This window comes from Paraburkholderia sp. NPDC080076 (genome assembly GCF_050281145.1).
Classification (GTDB): domain Bacteria; phylum Pseudomonadota; class Gammaproteobacteria; order Burkholderiales; family Burkholderiaceae; genus Paraburkholderia.
The window spans coordinates 1,536,911-1,557,627 of record NZ_JBNNWQ010000001.1 but is presented as its reverse complement, the minus strand read 5'-3'; the positions used below and the strand labels follow the sequence as shown (position 1 = coordinate 1,557,627).

The following is a 20,717-nucleotide window of genomic DNA, read 5'->3' as shown; positions in this document are numbered from 1 at the left end:
TCCTTACACCTGCGCGTTCACGCCGCCCGCATTGGCCGCGGGCGGTCGCGTGCGCGCGTTCTTTCCGGAGCCGGCCGTCATGTCTGATTCCTCGATTCCCAGCATTCGTACTTTCCAGATGGATGCCAGCACGGTGGGCGTGCTCAAGAGCAGCGTCAACCTGTTTCGCGGCGACGTGAACCTTACGCAGGCACTGTTTTCGATGCCCGGGCGTACCGGCAACGACGGCCTGCAGATCGATCTGTCGATCCAGTACGAGAGCAACGTCCACCAGCAGGCGATGACATGGAACCGCGACCGTCCGACGGGCGTGCTGGGCATGGGCTGGCAATTGCCGGTATCGGCGATCACGCTCGACACCGGCGGCGCGCCGACACCGGGAGCGGCGACCTATTCGATCAATATGGCGGGCGTGTCGAGCCAACTGATCCGCGAGCCCGCCAATCCGTCGCTGTTCGGCATGGCCGGCGCGCTGGCGGGATCGCTGGTCGACGGTCAGGCGGTGCCGGCCGCCGTGCGCAGCGAGTTCGTGCAGCGCGGCTTGCCGCTCTCGGTGAGCGCGAAGATCGCGGGCAGCGCAAGCCCGTGGCGGATCGACGATGATGCACTCCAGCAGCAATTCGTTCTGCAACTGAATCAGCAAACGCTCGATGCCAGCGACGGCGGCGAGTCGTACCAACTGGTCAATTACAAGTTCTGGAAGGTGCTGTATTACTCGCGTTACGAGCGTTGGGCCGTGACCAACGAGTCGGGGCAGACGATGTCGTTCGGCGGCGGCGTCGCGCAAACCGCGCAGGGCTACAACGTCAGCGCCGGCAACAGCATCGAATGGGCCGTGCAATGGACCGACGACAACGGTCTCGCTCTGTGGCAAGGCAATAGCGCCGTGACCGGCAAGCAGCGGCAATACGCGAGCGCGTGGCATTTGCAGCGCGCCTATAGCCGCTTTGGTGAATTCGTCTCGTACGGCTACAACGGCTTCGATCGCGACGGCAGCGGACTGCTTACGCATGGGGCGGAACAGCAGGTCGGCGTGGGCGGCAAGCCGTACACCAAGGCCTGCTATCTGACGAGTATCACCGACGTGTTCGGCCGTACTGCAAGCTTCACCTATCAGCCAAAACTGTGGAGCAATGCGACACCGGAGAGCCCGCGCGAATATGCGGATCCGCACAAGACCGTGCCGGACATCACACCCAATGGCTTCCAGGACCGTTACGAGACGCAGTTCCTGAGCGGGATCGCGGTCACGCATACCGACGGCTCGACGCTGTTTTCGCTGGCATTCATCTACGACCCGAGCCCGTCGAACCCGGGCGCGCAGGCGGTGGCCAACGTTGCCGGCACATCGGGCGACACCTGCAAGCGGTTGCTCACCGGCTTCGCGCTGTTCAATCCAGCCGAAGAAAATTTGCCGGGCTATGGCTATGACTACAACCTCGACATCGGCGAGCCCACCAACCTCGGCGCGTTGCGGCGCGTCGTCTATCCGACCGGCGGCAGCGCCAGCTATGCGTATGAGCAGGTCGAGCTGCCGATCTGCGAGCGCGCGCTGACGCTGTCCGCGCCGGCGCCCATGCCGCAGCAGTCGATGCCGCGCGTGTGGTTCGGTCCCGACTATGCGGTCGCGCTGTGGAACAACAGCGCGACGCAGCAGTTGTCGTTGCAGATCCTCACCTGGAACGGACAGTGGACCAGCTGGCAGGCGGACCCATCCAACCCGCTGCTGGTGGACGGCAACGGCGGCACGGATCTCTCGACGGTCGCCGTGCTGGCCGCCGCGGACTTCGTTGCGATTACCTACAACACGAGCAGCAACACCAATCTGCACCTGTTCCGCAAGGATCCGGCGCGCCGGGCCCAGTGGGACGCAGCAGTGATTGCCGGCGGCGGCAGCGGCGGTTGCAACAGCCCGACCTGGCACTGGCCGATTGCCAACGGCCACGTCTCGACACTGGCCGGACAGAACTTCGTGCTCGTGCCGCAGATGAGCACCTCGGCCAATCAGGGCACCTATGACCTGTTCACGTGGAACTGGCCGACCCAAAGCTGGACGCATACGACCCAGCAGACGGCCTCCTATACGTGGTTCACGGCCGGCCGCGAGTACTTCACCACGCTGGATATGAAGTCCCAGGTCACGCTGTCGTATCTGAGCCCGACGGGCACGTGGCAGCAGGGCGGCAGCGCGACGCTCGGTTTTTCGCTGAGCAATACCACGACAGTCGCGCAGAGTTCGGACGTGTCGCTGCTGGCGGTCTCGCATCTGACCTCGGGTGGCGCGTCGAGCGGTCAGCAGGGCTACGACGTGTTCGTGCTGCAATGGAACAGCGCCTACCGCTTTGCCGCGCCGGCGAAGTTCTCGTTCATCGACAAATTCGACAACGCGTATCCGACCAGTTGGGCGCCCGCGAGCATCGGCAACGCGATGGTCGCGGTGGGCGGCAACCTGATCCGCTTCGATGGCGACACATGGCTCGCGAACAGCAACCTGAAGCCGCAAAGCGGCGTGATCGTCGGCGAGCAGCGTTACGCGTATGGACCGGACTACGGCACGCTGATTCTCGTCGGCAACGGTTCGCCGAAAGCACAACTGGTCGGCTACGACGCGAACAGCACCAGCGCGAACTGGACCGACACGGCGACCGCGATCACCGGCTTGAGCGTCCCGCCGAGCAACCAGAGCACGGCGAACTGGGCGAGCGGCGGCAACCCGGACTATTTGAGCGTCGGCACGCAGCTATTTTTCCGCGGCGTGGCGACCAACTGGTCGCATGCGGTGACGCAGAGCATCGGCGACATCCAGACGCTGATCAACCAGGCCGCCGGAACGAGCAACCGCTATCAGTTGAACGCGGCGTCGGTGATCAACGAAGGTCCCGCGTTTATCGCCTGTGCGGCGTACGACACGCAGAATCCGAGCGGGCATGCAACGGCTTCGTCGGCGCTGGTGCTGCGCAATGGCGGGGTGGCCGGCTCCGCCCAACTGCTCGGCGGCCAGCAGATGTGGACGGCGCAGGAGCACGATTTGCCGGGACAGGGCATGTATCCGGGCGGAGCCTCGGCGTTCTTCACGTACCCGGACACCGCGAGCGATCTCGACGACGCCACCAGCGTCAATCTGCATCGCTACGCGGGCGACGCGATCCAGGGGCCGATCGAGGATTGGCCCGTGGCCAGCATCACGATCGACGACGGCCTGTCGGAAAGCTCGACCACCTGCTATGCGCAGAACACCGCGAGCGCCGCGTGCGATGCGAGCGGCGAGGTCGTCAAATATTTCGAGAGCATCGTGTACCCGGGCGGCAGCAGCGCGAATCCGGTGAATGGTTCGGTGACGAGTTGCTACCTGAACGGCAATCAGCTGGTCGCGCCCGACGATTACTACAACATGCTTGACGGCTTGCTGCACAGCGTCGTGACCTGCGATGCATCGGGCACGACCCTGAGCAGCGTCGAGAACGAATGGAATGCGTATGTGATGCGCGCGGGCGATCCGACCGATACGCATGCCGCGCCGGTTCAGCTTTATGGCGCATACGTCCTGCAGACCGCGCAGAACGCGGTGACGGACGGCGTCGCCTCGGGGCAGACGACCGCGTACGCGCCGCAAGGGCTGCCGTACACCTACACGGGACAGCCGGCGAGCGTCACCCGCACGACGATGAACGGCGCGGGCGAACTCGAAACCGACGTGCAGACCAACGTGTACGCGTGCGAAGTCAACCCGGCCAGCCGCGTGCTGAGCGATGTCAGCAGCCTGGTGGCGCAAACCTCGACCAACGCCGGCGTCACGACATCGTCGGCGGTCACGGCGCTGAGCAACTGGCCGACGCTATGGGGCGACGACGTGCTGACGCCCGCCGAAGAAGCCGACTTCAGCTGGACCGGCGGACCCGCCGCGTTCCCGTTTTCGACCTATGCTCCGGGCGAAACACCCGCTGACTGGCAATGCACGACGCGCAACCTGGTGCGCGCGGCCAACGGCACCGTCTTGCAGCAGGCGGATGGCGCCGGGACTTTATGCGCAACGCTGTTCGGCACCGCACTGGGTTTGCCGGTGGCGACATTCAAGGCCGCGGCGCTCGCCGAATGCGCCTGGAACGGTTTCCAGTCCTACGAGGACGCGAGCGGCTGGACACTCACGGGCACGACCTTCGACACGGCCAACGCGTGGCTCGGCACCCGCAGCCTGAGCGTACCGAAAGGTGCGAGCGCAAGCGTGACGGTTGCGCCGGCGGCAGGGCGCACGGCCTATCTGCTGGCCGTGCGTTATCAGACGCCCGCGGGCTACGACGCCGACGGCTCAGGCATCGACATCGACTGTGGCTCACAGAAGAGTCACCTCGCGTTCGTCGACACGCAAGGGCAATGGCAGTATCTGAGCGCGTCGGTCGCGCTGGCTGCGGGCACCAGCAGCATCGCGTTGCGCCTTGCCAATGTCGGCAGCGGCAATGTGCTGGTGGACAGTGTGCTGTTCGCGCCGTTCGGCACTGACGTCACGGTTCAAAGCTGGCACGCGGACACGCGTCTGCTGCGCGCGACGATGAACGCCGGCGGCAACGTCAGCTTCACGCTCTATGACGCGTACAACCGCCCGCTGGGCGCGGTCGGCGGCGACGGTCAGTTGCAGGAACTGGACGTGCGCTTCCTGTCGCGCCAGGGCGCGTCCGACGATGCGTTCAACAACGCCAGTCCGAATGCCGAACTGACATTGCACATGGCCGACGGCGGCCACGCGGAAACCTTCCGCGACGGCGCGCAGTGGCGCACCCGCTGGCAGCCCGGCAATCCGGGCCTGTGGAGCACCGCGGACGGCGTGCTGAGCAAGACCGGCAACGCCGCCGACTCGCTGGTCTGGCAAGGCGCCGCGAACGCCGCACCGGCCGTCGTGTTCTTCATCGAGATGGTGCCGCCGGCGACGCTGGGCAACGGCACGATAGCGTTCCAGTTCGGCGCCGGCGAGCAGATCGGCTGGACTCCGGGATTCGGCTGGCAATGGAGCGGCGCGGGCGGCACAACCGTGCAAACCCCGCTGGCGACCCCGCCGCATCTGGCGACCCAATGGCTACTCGCCATGGTGCCGGGCGCCGTGCTGTTCTTCGGCAACGGCCAGTTGTTGTTCAGTCATGCGAGCGCCGCGACGCCGTCGCAAGGCCTGACGTTCGCCACCGGGCCGAACGCGTTGCAGATCGTCAATCTGATGGCGGGCGCCAATCCGCGCATCGGCCAGTCTTATACCGACGGCGCCGCGCGCCAGCGCCAGGTGCATCAGTTGCAGGGGACCGACAGCCGCGTGATGGAAGTCGTCTACGACGCGCTCGACCGGCAACTCGCCCTGACGCGCATTGCGCCCGGCACGTTCGGCAGCGGCGCGGCGTTCGCGCCGCTGCAATACCGCTCGAGCTTCGTCGACGTGCCGGCTTTCCTCGCCGCGCTGCAAAACACCTGCGAGATGGAAGGCGACGTCGCGGCGTACTACGCCGGCCAATCCGACGGGCCGGTCAAGCGTTCGAACGACCAGAACTATCCGTACAACGGACTGCGCTACGGCGGCTCGGCGCTTGGCCGCATCGTGGAAAGCGGCAAGCCTGGGCTGCAACTGTCGATTCACGACGTCAACACCACAAGTCCCGCCGGGCGCGAAACGACGCGCACCGTCTATACGGCAAGCGCCGCGAATGATCCGGTGCAAGCCGGCCAGTATTTCGCGACTCTCACCACCACGCCCGGCGGTTACCAGGGACGACAGTTCGTCGATACGGCCAAGCGCGCGGTGGCCACAGTGCAACTCGCCACCGACGGCAGCAACGCCGGGCAAACCACCGTGAGCCCGAGCTATGACGCGGCGGCCGGCACGGCCGGGATCCTCGGCACGATGAAATTGCCGAATGCGTTCACGAACGGGCCGCAGTCCGACCCGGCCGCATTCGTACGGACGACTTTGCAGAATCCGTTGGGCCAGCCAAGCGTCTATAGCGATCCGGATACAGGCAACACGTCGTATCTGTTCGACGGGAAGGGCCAGTCGCGCTTCGTTCAGGTGCCGCTCGACGGCGATGAGCAGTACTTCCTCTATACCCGCTACGACGCGCTCGGCCGCATCGTCGAGGAGGGCGTGGTAGCCGGAGCATGGGACGCCGCAAAACTCACCGCGGAAGTGGACAACCTCGCGTGGCCGAGTGCGAGCGATGGCGCAACCGCGGCGCGTGTCTACAGCTACGACGGCGACGGCACGGACCCGAACGCGCTCGGCAAGCTCACGCGCGCGCTCACCTACAATCCGGCGCCGGCATCCGCACGCGGCCTCGGCGACTGCACTGTCGACGAGCAATGGGTCTACGACGCCTTGGGCCGTGTCGTGACGACGCGTCTTGATGTATCCGGCGCCGCGCAACTGTCGGCCAGCGCGACTTATCACTACAACGCGCTGAACGAGATCACGCAGATCGATCTGCCGGCGGGCAGTCCATTGCCGAGCATCGTCTACACGTACGACGATCAGGGGCAAATCACCGCGATCGGCGTGCCCGGCACGCCGGCCGCAATCGCAAGCTATACATGGACCGCCGACGGCCAGTTGCAAACCGCACAACGCGGCGCGCTAGCCGACGCGTGGGGCTACGACTCGCCCGGCAGCATCCTCACGCACCAGGCGAGCGTGGGCACGAAGACGGTGTTCAGCCAGAACTACACGTATACGCCCGACTCGCAGATCGCCAGCCGTGACACCGCCTTCAATTTCAGTGCGCTGAGCGACACGCGTTCGGTCGCGTACACCTACGACGGCCAGCAACGCTTCAACACGGCAGTCGTGGCCAACGCCGGCCGCGGCAATCAGGCGGTGACGGAGTACGACGCGAACGGCAACATCTGGAAGGCCACGCAGGACGGCGCGACCTTGTCGGCGAGTTGTAGCGCGGGCACCGACCGGCTCGACACCGCGACGCTCGTAAACGGCGAGGGCGTCACGTTCCACTATCGCAACGACGGCAAACCCGATCAGTGGCGCGGCCTGAGCATGGAATACGACCCGGCACTCGGCACGGTCGCCGCCGTGACGAATGGCTCGAACGTGGTTCGCTACGCACGCGGCCTGAACAATCAGCGCGTGCTGCGTCAGCAGGGCAGTGCATTGCAGATCAGTTTCCAGGGCGCGGGCAACACGCCGCTCGTGATCTGGAACGACGGCACGCCGCAGGTTTGCATCTGGGGGGCCAATGGGCTCGCCGCCGTGCACGATGGCGCCCTGAAGTATCCGCTCGCCGATCATCAGAACACGGTCTGGGCCGTGACCGACACAGCCGGCGCACTGGTTGCCAGTTTCGACTATCTGCCGTTCGGCGGGTTGTTGAGCGAAGCGGGCAGCGGCGCACCGAGCTGGTTGTTCCAGTACGCTGGCAAGCCGTGGGACGCGACGCTCGGTTTGTACGACTTCGGCGCGCGGCTCTACGACCCTGCGCTGCTGCGCTTCGTCACGCCAGATCCGGCGCGGCAATTTGCGAGCCCTTATGTGTTCGCGAGCAATAACCCGCTGAACATGGTCGACCCGAGCGGCAACATTTCGCTATGGGCGCAGATCGGCATCGGTGCGGCGATGGTTGCGGTGATCGCGGCCGGCATCGCACTGAGCTTCGTGACGTTCGGCGCCGCCGCACCGGCAGCCGCGGCGGCCGACGGTGCGCTGGCGGGAGCGGCACTCGGCGGTGAGGCCGCAGCCGGCGCGGTGGCCGTGGGCGGTGAAGCGGCCGGTGCGGCCGCGGGCGCCGCGGCGGGCGAGGTCGCGGTCGAAGGGGCGGCGGCCGGAGCGACCGAGGTCGCGGCCGGCGCGAGTGCCAGCGTCGAGGCGGCCGCGCCGCTCACGACCGCGCAGGTCGTCGCGCAGAACGCCACCTCGGTGTTGTGGAGCGCGACCACCAGCGCGATCAGCGGCGCCGGCACGAGCGGCTTGCAGTACGACGTCCAGCACGGCCGGGACTTCACGGCCAAGGGCTTTTTCGAAGCCATGGGCACCGGCGCGCTGACCGGCTTTGCGAGCGGCGGCATCGGCGGGCTTGCCACGATGCCGGCCACGCTGGGTTTGTCGCAGGGCATGAGCGCCACGGCGAGCGTCGCGTTCCGGGCCTTGACGAAGGCGACAGCCGGCATGATCGGCAAGGACGTCTCGACGCTGCTCACCGACGCCGTCTCCGGCCAGAAGGTAACGGTCGGACAGTTGCTGCTCAGCTCGGCGCAGGGCTTCGGCACGGGAGCGCTCTCGGGTGCGTTCAGCGGCGTGAAAGCGGCCAATGGCGGGCCGGCGTCTACCGCCGTCAGCGCGTCGGACAAGGCGATCGTGCGGGTCTCCAGCGTGATCAACGGCGCGGTCGACACGCTCAAGCAGCAGGCAACCTCGCAGGCGGCGATCGCCGCGTATATCGCGGGCGGCTATTTCCTCGTCACCGGTTATACGGTGTGGGGCGTCTACGGCGCGTCGTCGAAGAACCAGAGTGCATGAAGTCGATCACGATGATTGAACGCGGTGGTGGGGTGCGGCGCAGCGACTGCGCCGCGCGACGTTTCTCACGGTCCCTCAAGGAGATGCCATGTCGGAACGATCGATGACGATCAACCTTACGAACTGGGCTGCCGGCCTGACGCTCGAGTTCGGCAGCGCGGCCGCCAGCGACGGGCCTGTGCCGCAAGCACAGCCGGGCGCGATCGGCTATGGAAAAAAGATGGTGACCAGCGCGCTCAACCGCTCGGGCGGCTGCACCGGCCGCTTCAGCCTGACGGGCAGCGCCGTGAACTTCGGCGTGTCGTACAACCATCCGTCTGGAGCGGGTTCGACGACGGTGAGCGTGGATGCGTCGACCGGTTATATCGCGGGCGCCAATGCAACGACGTTCCCAGGGCACGACTCGGTGGCTTATCTGAATCTATATCGGGCCGTCAACGCCAACGATCGCGCGTGGGTCGTGCCGCTGGGTCTGCTCGATACACCGGCGCGCAATAACAGCCAGGATTTCGTCAACAGCATGTTTGGCGAAGGCACACGCGATGCGGCCGTCGTCACCACGGCGTACGGCAACGGTGCGCCGAACGGCTATATCGAGCCGGCGGATTTCACCGGCGGCCAGATGGCGGGCTTCGCCGCACAATGGGCACAACAGTGGCTCGAGGGCGGCAGCATGTCCGGAAACAACGCGGCTTGTCCGCCGCAGGACGCGGCGCTGATCGGATTGCTCGCGCGTTACATGAGCGGCGCGGCGAGCAACGGACCGCTGACCATGTGGGTGCCGCAAATCACCTGGCAGGCGGGCACCAATCCGTCCGTGTTCGCTATCAGCGGCTATCGTGCGTTTCCATTCGGCGACGGTGCGAAGTGGAACGCCGCGAGCGTGACAGCGTTCACCAGCTTACTGGCGGCGGGCGCGCATTTCGTCGCCGTCAGTGCGAAGGACGATCTGCCGGCGGGCGTTGCCATGAGCGCGTTCGATCAGTTCTTCACTTCGGCTGGCCTGCCGACGCGGCACGACATGGGCAACTCGCACTATGCGAGCGTCACCAATATCACCGGCACGTACTATCTGGATGTCAGCGGCAGCTTTGCGCCGGAAAACTGCGCGTTGATCCTGGCGTTTCTCGCCGGACGCACGGTCAACGATCCGTACGCCAGCGCAGGCAGCTACAACACGTTTATCCAGCTCGAAGGATGGCAAGCGGGTTCGCAACGCCATAACATCGACTACGACACTTACAAGCAGACCCTGTGGAATATCTCGACGTTCGGTGCGTGTCCGTACAGCGAGAAGCGTGCGACGACGATTTTTCTGGCGCCTTCAGGCTGGACGCCACAGCTCTATCAGACGACTTGCATGATGCCTTACGTCGGCGCGTATGCGGTTTCGCAGGGCACCCCGCAGGCGTGGCTGAACACCGCGGTCGTGCGGATTCCTGCTGATGCGCCAGTACTTCCCTCGCGGTACATAACCGGTTAGCAGAGGTTGTGAGGCTCTCTGAAATGGGTCGATTGTCTGGACCAACTCGCCGCAACCCGACCTCTCGCGTGACGAGGTCGCAGTGACGGCTGCGTCAAGGTGAGCGTATCCGGCTGACTGTGGCGACGAGCCCTAAGGTGCCTCAGTCTTCAATGGGCACGTTGTAGAGCGTCTCGCAAGCGGGGCAGAGCATCGGCTGGATCGTGGATTGCGCGGCGAGCTGGGTTAGCGCATGGTCTTCTCCGCGCAGGTAGCAGACCGGGCACGGGAAACCCTCATGAGATTTCAACTGGTGCCAGCGATCGATGAAGCGCGCGATTTCCGCCGACGATGCGTCGATCGATTCGAGATGGTCGAGCAGTACATGGAATAGGGGCGCGTTCTGCATTGATGTTCTCGTGGCGTCTGCGGTGAGACTAACTCGAAACGGGGTTTGAATCCTGGCGCTGATTCGGTTTTTTTCGAGCAGCGGCGCGCGAACTTGCGCGTCGCCTGTCGTGGCTCGCCTCGGCACAAACCGACCGGATAATTGACGCGAAGGCTCGCGCGGCCGGGGAACGACTTTCCTCGGTCCGCCACATCAGGCCCGGCGCGCGCGTCGGCGTGGGGCTCTCGACCGGAATCATCCGCACGTCTTCACGCCTCGTTGCATGTTCAGAAACGATTGCCGCAATGTCCGTCGAGCTTACCAGTTCCATCATCGGCGCAATGGCGTTCATTTCGGCAACGACAACGGGCGTAGCGTTCGCCATGCGGAAGCATTCGTCAAGAAGTGCACGTGTTGCGAACGAGCGCGGCAGAAGCACGACTTTCTGCAAATGCAGTTCGGACATTCGAACAAAGCGTCGTTTAGAGAACGAATGAGTCAGGCCGACGGCCAGCATCATCTCTTCTGTGTACAACGCCTCGAATCGCAGGCCGGAGGCATTCTGCGGTTTGTAAGTCACGCCGATGTCGAGACCGCCGCGCGCGAGCGATTCTGCGATGTCGTCACCCGACATTTCCATCACTTCGACGCGCACGGAGGGGTGGCGCGCTACGAAGACCGATATGCATCGCGGAATGATGCGCATATTGAAGGTGTGCGTCGTGCCAATTCGCACCACGCCGCTCATCTCTTCAGCGGCCATTCGAACGGACCACAGGCCTTCGTCGACTTCGCGAAGGGCGTTGCGCGCTCTTTCAAGGAACGCCTCGCCTGTCTGGGTCATCGTCACCTTTCGACTTTCCCGCTCGAAGAGGCGGCTGCCCAGTTCGTCTTCGAGCTGTTTTATCTGATGGGAGAGGGTGGATTGCGTGACATGCACCTTCTCGGCCGCTAGCGTGAAATTCAGCTGTTCCGCGAGCGCGACGAAGTAGCGGAGATGGCGAAGTTCCATATGGCCGGCGAAAGAGGTTGTCCTGCACGCTCAACTATCGATGGCATCGATTATGAGCTAGTGAAAAATACCATTTCTGTCGATGCTTGGCCAGTCGTAAACTGCTCCACATTGAAGCGATGAAAGGAGACTTCGTCGCGAGCGGACACCGACAAAACGGACATCAAGATGAAAATCGGCAAGGAAACGATTCCCCGGACTGCGATCTCGACATCCAACTCTCAAACGATTGTCGTGCGCGGGCGCGACCTTTCGGAAGAACTCATTGGAAAGATTTCGTTCACCGACTACTTCTTCCTGCTGGTCACCGGCCGGCTCCCGTCATCGTCGGCGTCCGCTGTGTTGAATGCGACGCTCGTAGCTATTGCGGAGCATGGCCTCGTGCCCAGCGTGCAGGCAAGCCGCATGACGCTCGCCGCGGCGCCCGATGCGCTGCAGGGCGCCGTTGCCGCAGGCGTTCTGGGTTGCGGCTCCGTCATCCTCGGTGCTTCGGAGGCTTGTGGCCGGCTGCTGGATGAGGTGCGTCGGCGCGCCGAAGAGAGTGGCGACATTCCGCGCGCGGCGTCAACGGTGGTGAGTGAGTATCGGGCTGCAGGGCGAACCATACCGGGATACGGTCATCCCCTGCATAAGGCACGTGACCCGCGTGTCGCGGCCCTCTTCAAGGTTGCGCAACAGGCAGGCGCCAATCTCGAGTATGTCCGCATCGCCGAGGCCATTGAGGCAGTGATCCCCGAGTTGGTCGGCAAGTCTCTCATGTTGAACGTCTCCGCGGCTATCCCTGCTGTCCTGCTCGGTGTCGGTTTTCCGCTGGAAGCGCTCAAAGGCGTGCCTATTCTCGCCAGGACCGCCGGGCTCATCGGACACCTGACTGAGGAACTGTCGCGGTCAATAGGCTTTGCGCTCTCTTACCAGGCGACCAACGGACTCGTTTACGACGGCGACGCGCCGGACGGTTTCGTCCCGGGTATTTAAACGCGGTCCACGTCCAGGTCAGTCATCGCGTACGCAACGCACATAGCAAACTCGGAGCAGTGAATGGCAAAAGTTCTCGGAGGTCTTCGCGTCCTCGAGCAAGGAACGTTCATAACAGGGCCTGCGGCAGGCATGCTGCTTGGCGACCTGGGCGCGGACGTCGTCAAGATCGAGCACCCTGAAAACGGAGACCCGTTTCGTGCGTTCAAGGGTGGCTTGTATAGCCCTCACTACCAGACATATAACCGGAACAAGCGCAGCGTAACGCTGAACACAAAAAATGACAGCGACCTCGCTCTCTTCGACGAACTGATTCGCGAGTCGGATGTATATATCCAGAACTTCCGGCCGGGCGCGGCGGAGCGTCTCAATGCCGGGTATGAACGCCTGCGTGAGATTAACCCGCGGCTCATCTACTGTGCGATCAGTGGGTTTGGACAGACCGGACCGGCAGCGGCAAGACCGGCCTATGATTCGGTCGCCCAGGCCGCCAGCGGTTTTCTCGGTCTGCTCATCAATCCGGCAAATCCGCGGGTAGTGGGACCCGCAATTGCGGATTCGCTCACCGGCTTCTACGCGACTTATGGCATTCTCGGCGCGCTCCATGAGCGCAGCCACACCGGCGTTGGCCGCAAGGTCGAAGTCTCCATGCTCGAGGCGATGTCGCACTTCAACCTCGACGCATTTACGCATTTTTATGCGGCGGGCGAGGTGATGGGCCCATACAGCCGACCGAGCGTCTCCCAGTCGTACGTGATGGAGTGCGCCGATGGAAAATGGCTGGCACTTCACATGTCGTCACCCGAGAAGTTCTGGGCGGGGCTTGCCAATGCAATAGAGAGGCCAGGATTACTCGAAGATCCGCGTTTTTCAAACCGGGCCGGCCGGATTGAACATCAGGAAGAACTGATCAAAGTGCTCGGCTCGATTTTCATCTCACGCACCCGTGAAGAATGGTGCCGGCGCCTCGAGGCTAATGATGTCCCCCACGCGCCGATGTACGACGCAAGCGAGGCATTGGAAGACCCGCAGGCGAAACACCTCGAGTTGCTTGTAGAAACCGAGCATCCGGTGATGGGGCGGTTCCGGACAGTGCGCTCGCCAGTGACTTTTGATGATGAGCGGCCGTTGGACGTCGTTGCGCCTCCAACCCTTGGCGAGCACAACGACGAGATTCTGTCCCCGGTGCGTGAGAGGCTTGAAAAGCGGGCCGGCTCCGCGAAAAAGATGCAGCAAAGTCTGTAGCTGCGGATGTTCCTCCATTGAGGACAATGGATACGTTGTTTGAATACGCGCACAAATACTATTAAGTGGAGACACGTCAATGAAAATGCCTCAGGGAACGCTTGCGGAGGAGCGGGTGGCCGGCATGCCGTCATCCGTCGACGCCGCTGCGACGGCGCCTGCGGATGTCGAGCGCACATTCGGCCGCATAGCGAAGCGAATCATCCCGTTTCTCTTTCTTTGCTATGTCCTCAACTATATCGATCGGGTCAACATCAGTTTTGCCCATCTCCAGTTCAAGACCGACATCGGGCTGACTGAAGCTGCATATGGCCTTGGTGTCGGGGTCTTCTATATCGGCTATGTGCTGTTCGAAGTGCCGAGCAACCTGCTTCTGCGCCGCATTGGACCTCGGCGAACCATCGCCCGAATCATGGTGTTGTGGGGCCTGGTATCCATTTCCATGATGCTCGTGCGTAATCCCACGCAGTTCTATGTGGCCCGCATTGCCCTGGGTGTTGCCGAGGCAGGCTTTTTCCCGGGAATCATCTATTACCTGACAACCTGGTTTCCGAACCGGTATCGTGCACGGGTGCTTTCCGCCTTTGTGCTTGGGATCGCGGTCGCGGGTATCACTGGCGGCCCGGTCTCGGGCTGGATTCTGAGCAACGCGGAAGGGTGGCAGGCGCTGCATGCGTGGCAGTGGCTGTTCCTTCTGGAGGGCATCCCGCCGGTGCTGGTTGGGGTGTGCGCCTTGTGGTATCTGCCAGATAGCCCGGAGACGACGAAATGGCTATCGGCGCATGAAAAGGCCATCGTTGTCCGCGAACTGGAAGCCGTGCCGGGTTCGACATCCCATCAGATTTCGCACTTCGGGGCGGCCCTCAGGAACTGGCGAGTGTACGTTTGTGCCTTCGGATACTTCACCATCACATGGGCCGGAAGTGTCCTCAACTTCTGGGCGCCATCCGTGATCCGCCAGGCGGGCGTAGCCAATCCCTTCCATATTGGCCTGTTGTCCGCCGTTCCGTATTTCATCGGTGCAATCGGCATGCTGGCAGTGAGCCGGCATTCGGATGCCCGCGACGAGCGTCGCCTGCACTTCGCCTGTTGTGCTCTGGTGTCGGCCCTGGGCGCGGTGCTTCTTGGCGCAGCGCATTCGTCGTTCGGCCCTGCCATCGCCGGACTGGCGCTTGTGGCCATCGGCTATCTGACGTGTACCGCAATCTTCTGGACGATTCCGGCTACGTTCCTGTCGGGCACGGCGTCAGCCGGTTCAATCGCGCTGATATCGAGCATTGGTCAACTGGGCAGCCTCACCGCTCCGACCGCGATTGGCTCGCTGACGGCGGTCACCCATTCGATAAGCGCCGGTTCGTATCTCGCGGCGTTCGTCCTGACGTGCGGCGCAACAGTGATCGCGGTGGCGATGCGCAATGGCGTAGCGAAATAAAAGAAGGTTCAAGGAGACCCGTATGTCGCTCATCGCGAAGTTAAAACGAGCGTTGACACTGGCCGCGTTGTGCACGGCCACCTGCCCGGCGTTCGCGCAGAGTTTCGACATTGATAAGCCTTTAACCATCGCGAAGCAAGGAAGCTTCTTCGTAGGCGGCCGCGATATCACGTCAGACACCTTGTCGACGTTGCCGCAGGCGGACCCGAAAGGAACAGTCACTGTTGAGCAGATGTACGTCCAGTACCAGGTGCCTGTCCACCCGAGTTCGACATCCGTGGTCTTCATTCACGGCTGTTGCCTGACCGGTGCGGAATGGGAGACGACGCCAGATGGCCGCATGGGGTGGGCCGAGTACTTCGTTCGAAAAGGCTTCCCGACATACGTGGTGGACCAGGCGGCAAGAGGGCGGTCTGCCGCGAACGCAGCGTCCGTGGGCGCGGTCAAAACTGGCAAGCTTCCGCCCGATGCACTCCCTTCTGGTTTTGCGGTCGGCCGGGAATTCGCCTGGGCGCTCTTCAGGTTTGGTCCACGGTATCCGGAAGCGTACCCCGGTCTTCAATTCCCGCTGGAAGCACAGGATGAGTTGTGGAAGCAGATGGTTCCGGACTGGGCTTACTCCATGTCGACGCCGAATCCCACGGTGCCTTCACTCGGATTGCTATCCGGGCGGCTAGGAAAGACCGTACTCATCAGCCATTCCCAGTCTGGAATCTATCCGTTCCAGGCCGTCGCAGGAGGAGCGGACGGAATCGCCGCGATCGTGGCCGTCGAGCCGACCGCTTGCCCGGCTCCAAATCTGGACGCTAAACGCTACGCCACGATTCCGATTCTGCTTCTCTATGGCGACTTCATTGTTGAGTCACCCCCTTGGGCCGCGCACTACGCAGCTTGCAAGGCATTCGCTGCATCGGTGAATGCTGCCGGCGGGCATGTTGATGTGGTGGAGACGACGCAACTGGGAATGCACGGAAACTCACACATGCTAATGCAGGACCGAAACAATCTAAAAATCGCAGACGTTGTGACAGACTGGATTAAGCACAAGGTCCATTGAGTGGCTCTGATAGGCGGTCATCCCATGGACGAACACGTTGCTCAAACGTCAGGTTGAGGCGGGGAGCGCCGACGCGTGAACTGTCGCGTGATAGTCGTGGGTTTCAATCCGCGCGCCAGCCCAGCAAATAAAGCTCGCCAGTGTCATGCGAGCGGTGTTGAACTCGCCGCCCTCGCTTACCACTTCGCGACCTGAATGACCCGGCCCGTGATGTCCTCGACGAGACTCCGTTTGTACGCGTGGGCGACGGCCTCGGCGGGAACGCCGGCAGAGCGGGCCTGGCCCATCGCGGCAAGGGTTTCGGACACCCAGCCCGGACTCACGACATTGACCCGTGTCTTGCCCTGCAGTTCGAGCGCCGCCGACCTGCCGAACGCCTCGATCCCAGCATTCACGATACTCACGGCGGGGCTGCCTTGCATCGGATATTGGGCCAGGATGCCGCTGGTCAGTGTCAGGGATCCACCTTGCGTAACATGGCCGACGGAGCATCGGACGAGATTGACCTGACCCATCAGCTTGTTGGCCAGACTGAACGAAAAATCTTCATCCGTCAGCGCTTCGAGCGGCGCGAATTTGGCCGAACCTGCGGCGCAAATCACGGCATCCACGGTTCCGAGTTGCCGATACATGGACACGATGGAGGCTTTGTCTGCGAGGTCGACGGACAGGTCTGAGCCCGTACGGCTGGCGCCGATGATCTGGTGTTCGGGCGAAAGCAGGCGAACGATCTCTTTGCCGAGCAGTCCGGTTGCGCCGACTATCAGTACACGCATAGGTTCTCCTATGTCTGGAAAGGTCCCGCGGCGCGGAACGACACATCACGCAAGGCGTGAGGAGACAGGACTTGAATATCGTACTACCTCTCGCGGCAACGTGAACGCTACGCGTCGTGCTGCGCCGCGGACGGGCGAAAATGGCCCGTTCGCTCTCGTAGAGGAGCAGCACGCCATGTCCGCCATTTAGCACTGCGCGATACCTGGCACAGCGGACCGGGGCTTCAGCGGCACTAGTCCAATATTTTTTCGCAGTCGCTGACAATCGGGATTAGGCGTTCCATCTTCGAGCCATACTCGATATTCGCGACATGGCGACGGCCGCAGAGGGTAGATTTCGCACCGGATGCCAGGCTTGCCGACTACCCCGCGCAGAGCGACGCAGCGTCCATAGCCGGCCTCCGTTCCCTTCATGCAGACAATGACTGGATTGACGGCGGATACGAGCTCATCCGGTACCGTGCCGCCTGGCGAACTCGCCATTTCACCCATATACATCGACACCCGGAAGTGCTGGCAACATGCTCCGCACGACAAGCACGGGTTGCTTTCGTCGTCAGCCATATCTACGAAGACACGGTTGTCGTCCTGGACATGAAGTAGTTGAACGATTTTGCTGTTGGTCATATTCGTACTGAGCCGTTTATCGTACGGCTGGTTGCCGCGGCTAGCAGCCCCCGGCTGTGCTGCCTCGCATACGGGCTTTTCATGAGTGCCGAAAAAAAAGCGCCGAAAACTATGAGAAGAGCGCTTTAAGGCGCTGCCAGAACGCAGCAAATTTGCGTGGTTCGCGAGCATGCATTGCGAGCATGGCGTCGTAGTGGGTGCGCGATTCCTGGACGTGGGGCAGTTGTGAAAGGAGAAGGCCTAGGTTCATCATATTTCTCCGAGCATTGAGCTTCTAGTAATCCAAATGGTGCGGATGAGCACAGCCGCGACTTGGCGGACGCGACATGGCGCCACGCGAACGCGCGCGAAAGCTGCATTCGCATGGGCGCTATCAAGCGTGTATGGGGAATTAGCTGCGACGTGCACCGTCTGCCGGCTGGCAAGACAGCGGCTGAAAGAAGAGCGCGCGACGTCCTGCAGGTCAGACAGCGAAACTGCCAGAAAATCGACGACATCGATTGCGCAAGCCGCCACTCCTTTATTTGATGTTCTTGAGATTCTAGGCGTGCTCCAAATGCAGCGGCAAGTAAAAAGGCTGTAAAGACCGTCTTGCTAATTCCGAATAAAAAACGCAATAGCAAGCATTGCACGTTGGCGAACTCCAACGCGGTCGCTCGCGACCGGCGCAATGGGCAACAAAAAAATGCACAGCGTCGGTGCATACGAAAATGGCGCATCAAAGCGCCAATATCGGTTGTGTCTTCCTTAAGTATTCGTATCGGGATGCCGTTAATCCCGATTAATTCTCCGAGTCGGCGAGGAGCCACGGGCTCCCCACTTCGCACGCAACTGGGATATATGAAAATGTCCATAGAGCAGGCAAAACCTCGTCAATCGTCCGAAGGGGCGGTCATCGCCGAGTTGACCCGCGAAGTGCGCAAGATATCCACGGATAAGATCGCCGATATCGACCTGATCAATCGCGAAGCGACCTATCTCGCCATCAACGCGTTGATCGAAGCCGCTCGTGCAGGAGAGGCCGGTCGCGGCTTTGCGGTCGTCGCCAACCAGGTCAAGAACGTGTCCGGCCGGATCGGGCAACTCACTGGCGAACTCGGTAAGGAATTGGCCAGCATCAGCGAACGCATGGTGACGGAGCTCGAGCGGCAACAAGGCCGGCGTCTGACCGACCTTGCGTTGAACATGATTGACGTGATCGACCGCAACCTCTACGAACGTTCATGCGACGTGCGTTGGTGGGCAACCGATGCAGCGGTTGTCGATTGCATGACGACTGGATCGGCGTCGGCTGCCGCGCATGCGGCAAAGCGGCTGTCGGTCATCCTGGATAGCTATACGGTATACCTCGACATCTGGGTGCTGGATATCGAGGGTCGTGTCGTTGCGAATGGAAGACCTTCGCTGTTTCCAGTCGTCGGCACAGTGAACGCATCCCAGCATGACTGGTTCGCCGCGGCGCTCGCTACGCGGTCCGGCGATGAGTACGCAACCGCCAACGTTGACGTAGCCGCGGGATTGAACGGCGCGCAGGTTGCCACCTATGCGACGGCGATCCGCCAGGACGGTGCAAGTGACGGAAAGGTCGTCGGCGTTCTGGCGGTGTTCTTCGATTGGGCCAAGCAGGCGTCGACCGTCGTAAATAGCGTCCGGTTGACCAGTGGAGAACGGGAGCGCACGCGCTGCATGATCGTCGACGCATGTGGTCGAGTGATCGCCTCCTCTGCAACAGCGGGCCGCGAGAGTATGCGCTTCGACCTGCCACCGAACAGGGCTGATATCGGAACCTACCGTACGGCTGGGGGATCGCTTGTCGGGTATGCGCTGACTCCGGGTTATGAAACTTATCGCGGTATGGGCTGGTTCGGCGTCATCGAGCAACAGCCGGATCGAACACCGTAACCGTGTCATTGGCGTGAACACACGCGGGTTGGGTCATCTGCAATGGTGGCATTCGCGCACGCGCCGCGGCCTGGTTCGCGAGGGACGCAGGGCGCAGGTGACTACAGGTTTATGTAATAGCCGTGCTCCAGCGCGCTGACTATGCTCACGGGAGGGTGGAGCAAAGCGGGCCGTCACATAGATCGAAGATCCCGATCTTCGCTCGTTGGGCGAAGGTCCTTGCGGCGCCCGGGTCAGGTAAGCGCAGGTGTTACTGGCTTGCGGTTCAAGGCGTACGTACCGTGCTAATACGCTAGTCGATCGTGCGATTTGGACAGCGTTAGCAGACGAGGCACGGCACTATTGCCTCACTCGCGGCACGCTGACTGCAGCGCTGCCGCTAATCGCATCGTGGCCATGAGTTGCGCGCTCGACCCGTCCGCGTCAGGTGATACGCGGCGTTTCCAGGCAACGCCACGATTCCACGTACGGCGACTTAGGGTCGCGCCAATTCAGGACGAAACGAGATGCCAAAAGCTTTTTCCGTTCCCATCACTCCGCAAGGAAAGTCCGCACTGGCGACACTGCCTCCGTGGCACTATTCCAGCGACTGCCTCGCCATCGAATACTGGGCCGACCAGAAAGCAATCGCTGCGCTTCTGCCGCCAGGTGTCACGGTGGACGAGAAATCAGGAGGGCGCGCCTTCTTCTGGTTTCTGGACTGGCAGTTCACCGGTTCCAATGACGAAGTGACGGATCCTGCCCGGTATCAATACCGTGAGGCCTTCGTTCTGGTCGAGGCAGTCTTCGACGGGCTGCCGATCAATTACTGCCCGTACATCTTCGTCGACAACGATGCCGCCATCGCCCGCGGATGGGCGCAGGGTTTTCCCAAGAAACTCGCCAGTGTCTATCAGACCCGCAGTTTCTCCGCTCCCAGCGCGGCGGCTGCGCCGCTTGCCAGGGGAAGTCGCTTCGGCGCCAGCGTGTCCGCGCACGGAGAGCGGCTGGCAACCGCCCGTATCCAGCTCGAGGAACCTGTCGCTGACCCGACGACCGTTTTCAATCGGCCGACGACGATGCGCCGCTACTTTCCCCAACTCGCGGCCGGCAGTCAGGACAAACCACCCGTCGACGAACTGACCATGTCGCTCACGGACAATCTCGCGATCGTGGATGTCTGGACCGGATCGGCGGAACTGAAGCTTCCCGAAGTCGATGGCGAGGACATGCATCTGATCGCGCCGTTGCGCGTCGGCCGGGGTTATCGGCTGGGTATGGCGTATTCCGTGACCGACCTGCGCATTCTGAAGAACTACGTCGGTTGATCGTCTGGACGGCCCCGTGCGTTGGCAAGGAGGCAGC

12 protein-coding genes are annotated in these 20,717 nt (G+C 62.5%); 8 read left to right on the top strand and 4 right to left on the bottom strand.

Annotated elements, in window-relative coordinates; genetic code table 11:
- Nucleotides 1-79: 79 nt before the first annotated feature.
- Nucleotides 80-8,497, top strand: a complete 8,418-nt coding sequence (locus ACQKRQ_RS06935; protein ID WP_427475901.1) for an RHS repeat domain-containing protein — start codon at nucleotides 80-82, stop codon at nucleotides 8,495-8,497.
- 88 nt (nucleotides 8,498-8,585) lie between these two features.
- Nucleotides 8,586-9,980 carry a hypothetical protein gene (locus ACQKRQ_RS06930; RefSeq protein ID WP_427475899.1) on the top strand — a complete coding sequence of 465 codons (1,395 nt, stop codon included), beginning with the start codon at nucleotides 8,586-8,588 and terminating at the stop codon, nucleotides 9,978-9,980.
- A gap of 142 nt (nucleotides 9,981-10,122) precedes the next feature.
- Here ACQKRQ_RS06930 and ACQKRQ_RS06925 read toward each other — a convergent pair whose 3' ends face one another.
- The gene (locus tag ACQKRQ_RS06925; RefSeq protein ID WP_427475897.1) at nucleotides 10,123-10,368 is read right to left on the bottom strand and encodes a hypothetical protein; all 246 of its coding nucleotides are present in this window, start codon (nucleotides 10,366-10,368) and stop codon (nucleotides 10,123-10,125) included.
- A 28-nt stretch (nucleotides 10,369-10,396) separates the two neighbouring features.
- The gene (locus tag ACQKRQ_RS06920) at nucleotides 10,397-11,359 is read right to left on the bottom strand and encodes a LysR substrate-binding domain-containing protein (RefSeq protein WP_427475895.1); all 963 of its coding nucleotides are present in this window, start codon (nucleotides 11,357-11,359) and stop codon (nucleotides 10,397-10,399) included.
- Between the two features lie 168 nt (nucleotides 11,360-11,527).
- Between ACQKRQ_RS06920 and ACQKRQ_RS06915 the strand changes: the two genes are divergently transcribed.
- The 4 genes from ACQKRQ_RS06915 to ACQKRQ_RS06900 all read left to right on the top strand — a co-directional run bounded on the left by ACQKRQ_RS06915 (nucleotide 11,528) and on the right by ACQKRQ_RS06900 (nucleotide 16,068).
- Nucleotides 11,528-12,334, top strand: a complete 807-nt coding sequence (locus tag ACQKRQ_RS06915; protein WP_427475893.1) for a citryl-CoA lyase — start codon at nucleotides 11,528-11,530, stop codon at nucleotides 12,332-12,334.
- 63 nt (nucleotides 12,335-12,397) lie between these two features.
- Nucleotides 12,398-13,579 (top strand): CaiB/BaiF CoA transferase family protein, encoded by a 1,182-nt coding sequence (locus ACQKRQ_RS06910; protein WP_427475892.1) that lies wholly within the window; start codon nucleotides 12,398-12,400, stop codon nucleotides 13,577-13,579.
- Between the two features lie 124 nt (nucleotides 13,580-13,703).
- Entirely contained in the window at nucleotides 13,704-15,011 is a 1,308-nt protein-coding gene (locus tag ACQKRQ_RS06905) for an MFS transporter (RefSeq protein WP_408315257.1), read from the top strand.
- Nucleotides 15,012-15,033: 22 nt separating this feature from the next.
- Entirely contained in the window at nucleotides 15,034-16,068 is a 1,035-nt protein-coding gene (locus ACQKRQ_RS06900; RefSeq protein WP_427475890.1) for an esterase, read from the top strand.
- A gap of 176 nt (nucleotides 16,069-16,244) precedes the next feature.
- Here ACQKRQ_RS06900 and ACQKRQ_RS06895 read toward each other — a convergent pair whose 3' ends face one another.
- Complete coding sequence (locus ACQKRQ_RS06895; RefSeq protein WP_132377137.1) at nucleotides 16,245-16,844, bottom strand: short chain dehydrogenase; 600 nt, start codon at nucleotides 16,842-16,844, stop codon at nucleotides 16,245-16,247.
- Nucleotides 16,845-17,030: 186 nt separating this feature from the next.
- Nucleotides 17,031-17,471: a YkgJ family cysteine cluster protein gene (locus tag ACQKRQ_RS06890; RefSeq protein WP_408315197.1), complete on the bottom strand. Its 441-nt coding sequence runs from the start codon at nucleotides 17,469-17,471 to the stop codon at nucleotides 17,031-17,033.
- Between the two features lie 846 nt (nucleotides 17,472-18,317).
- On the opposite strand from ACQKRQ_RS06890, the gene ACQKRQ_RS06885 reads away from it, so the two are divergent.
- Both ACQKRQ_RS06885 and ACQKRQ_RS06880 read left to right on the top strand, forming a co-directional pair.
- On the top strand, nucleotides 18,318-19,373 hold the full coding sequence (locus tag ACQKRQ_RS06885; protein WP_427475888.1) for a methyl-accepting chemotaxis protein: 1,056 nt from the start codon (nucleotides 18,318-18,320) through the stop codon (nucleotides 19,371-19,373).
- A 506-nt stretch (nucleotides 19,374-19,879) separates the two neighbouring features.
- On the top strand, nucleotides 19,880-20,680 hold the full coding sequence (locus tag ACQKRQ_RS06880; RefSeq protein ID WP_427475886.1) for an acetoacetate decarboxylase family protein: 801 nt from the start codon (nucleotides 19,880-19,882) through the stop codon (nucleotides 20,678-20,680).
- Nucleotides 20,681-20,717: the final 37 nt, after the last annotated feature.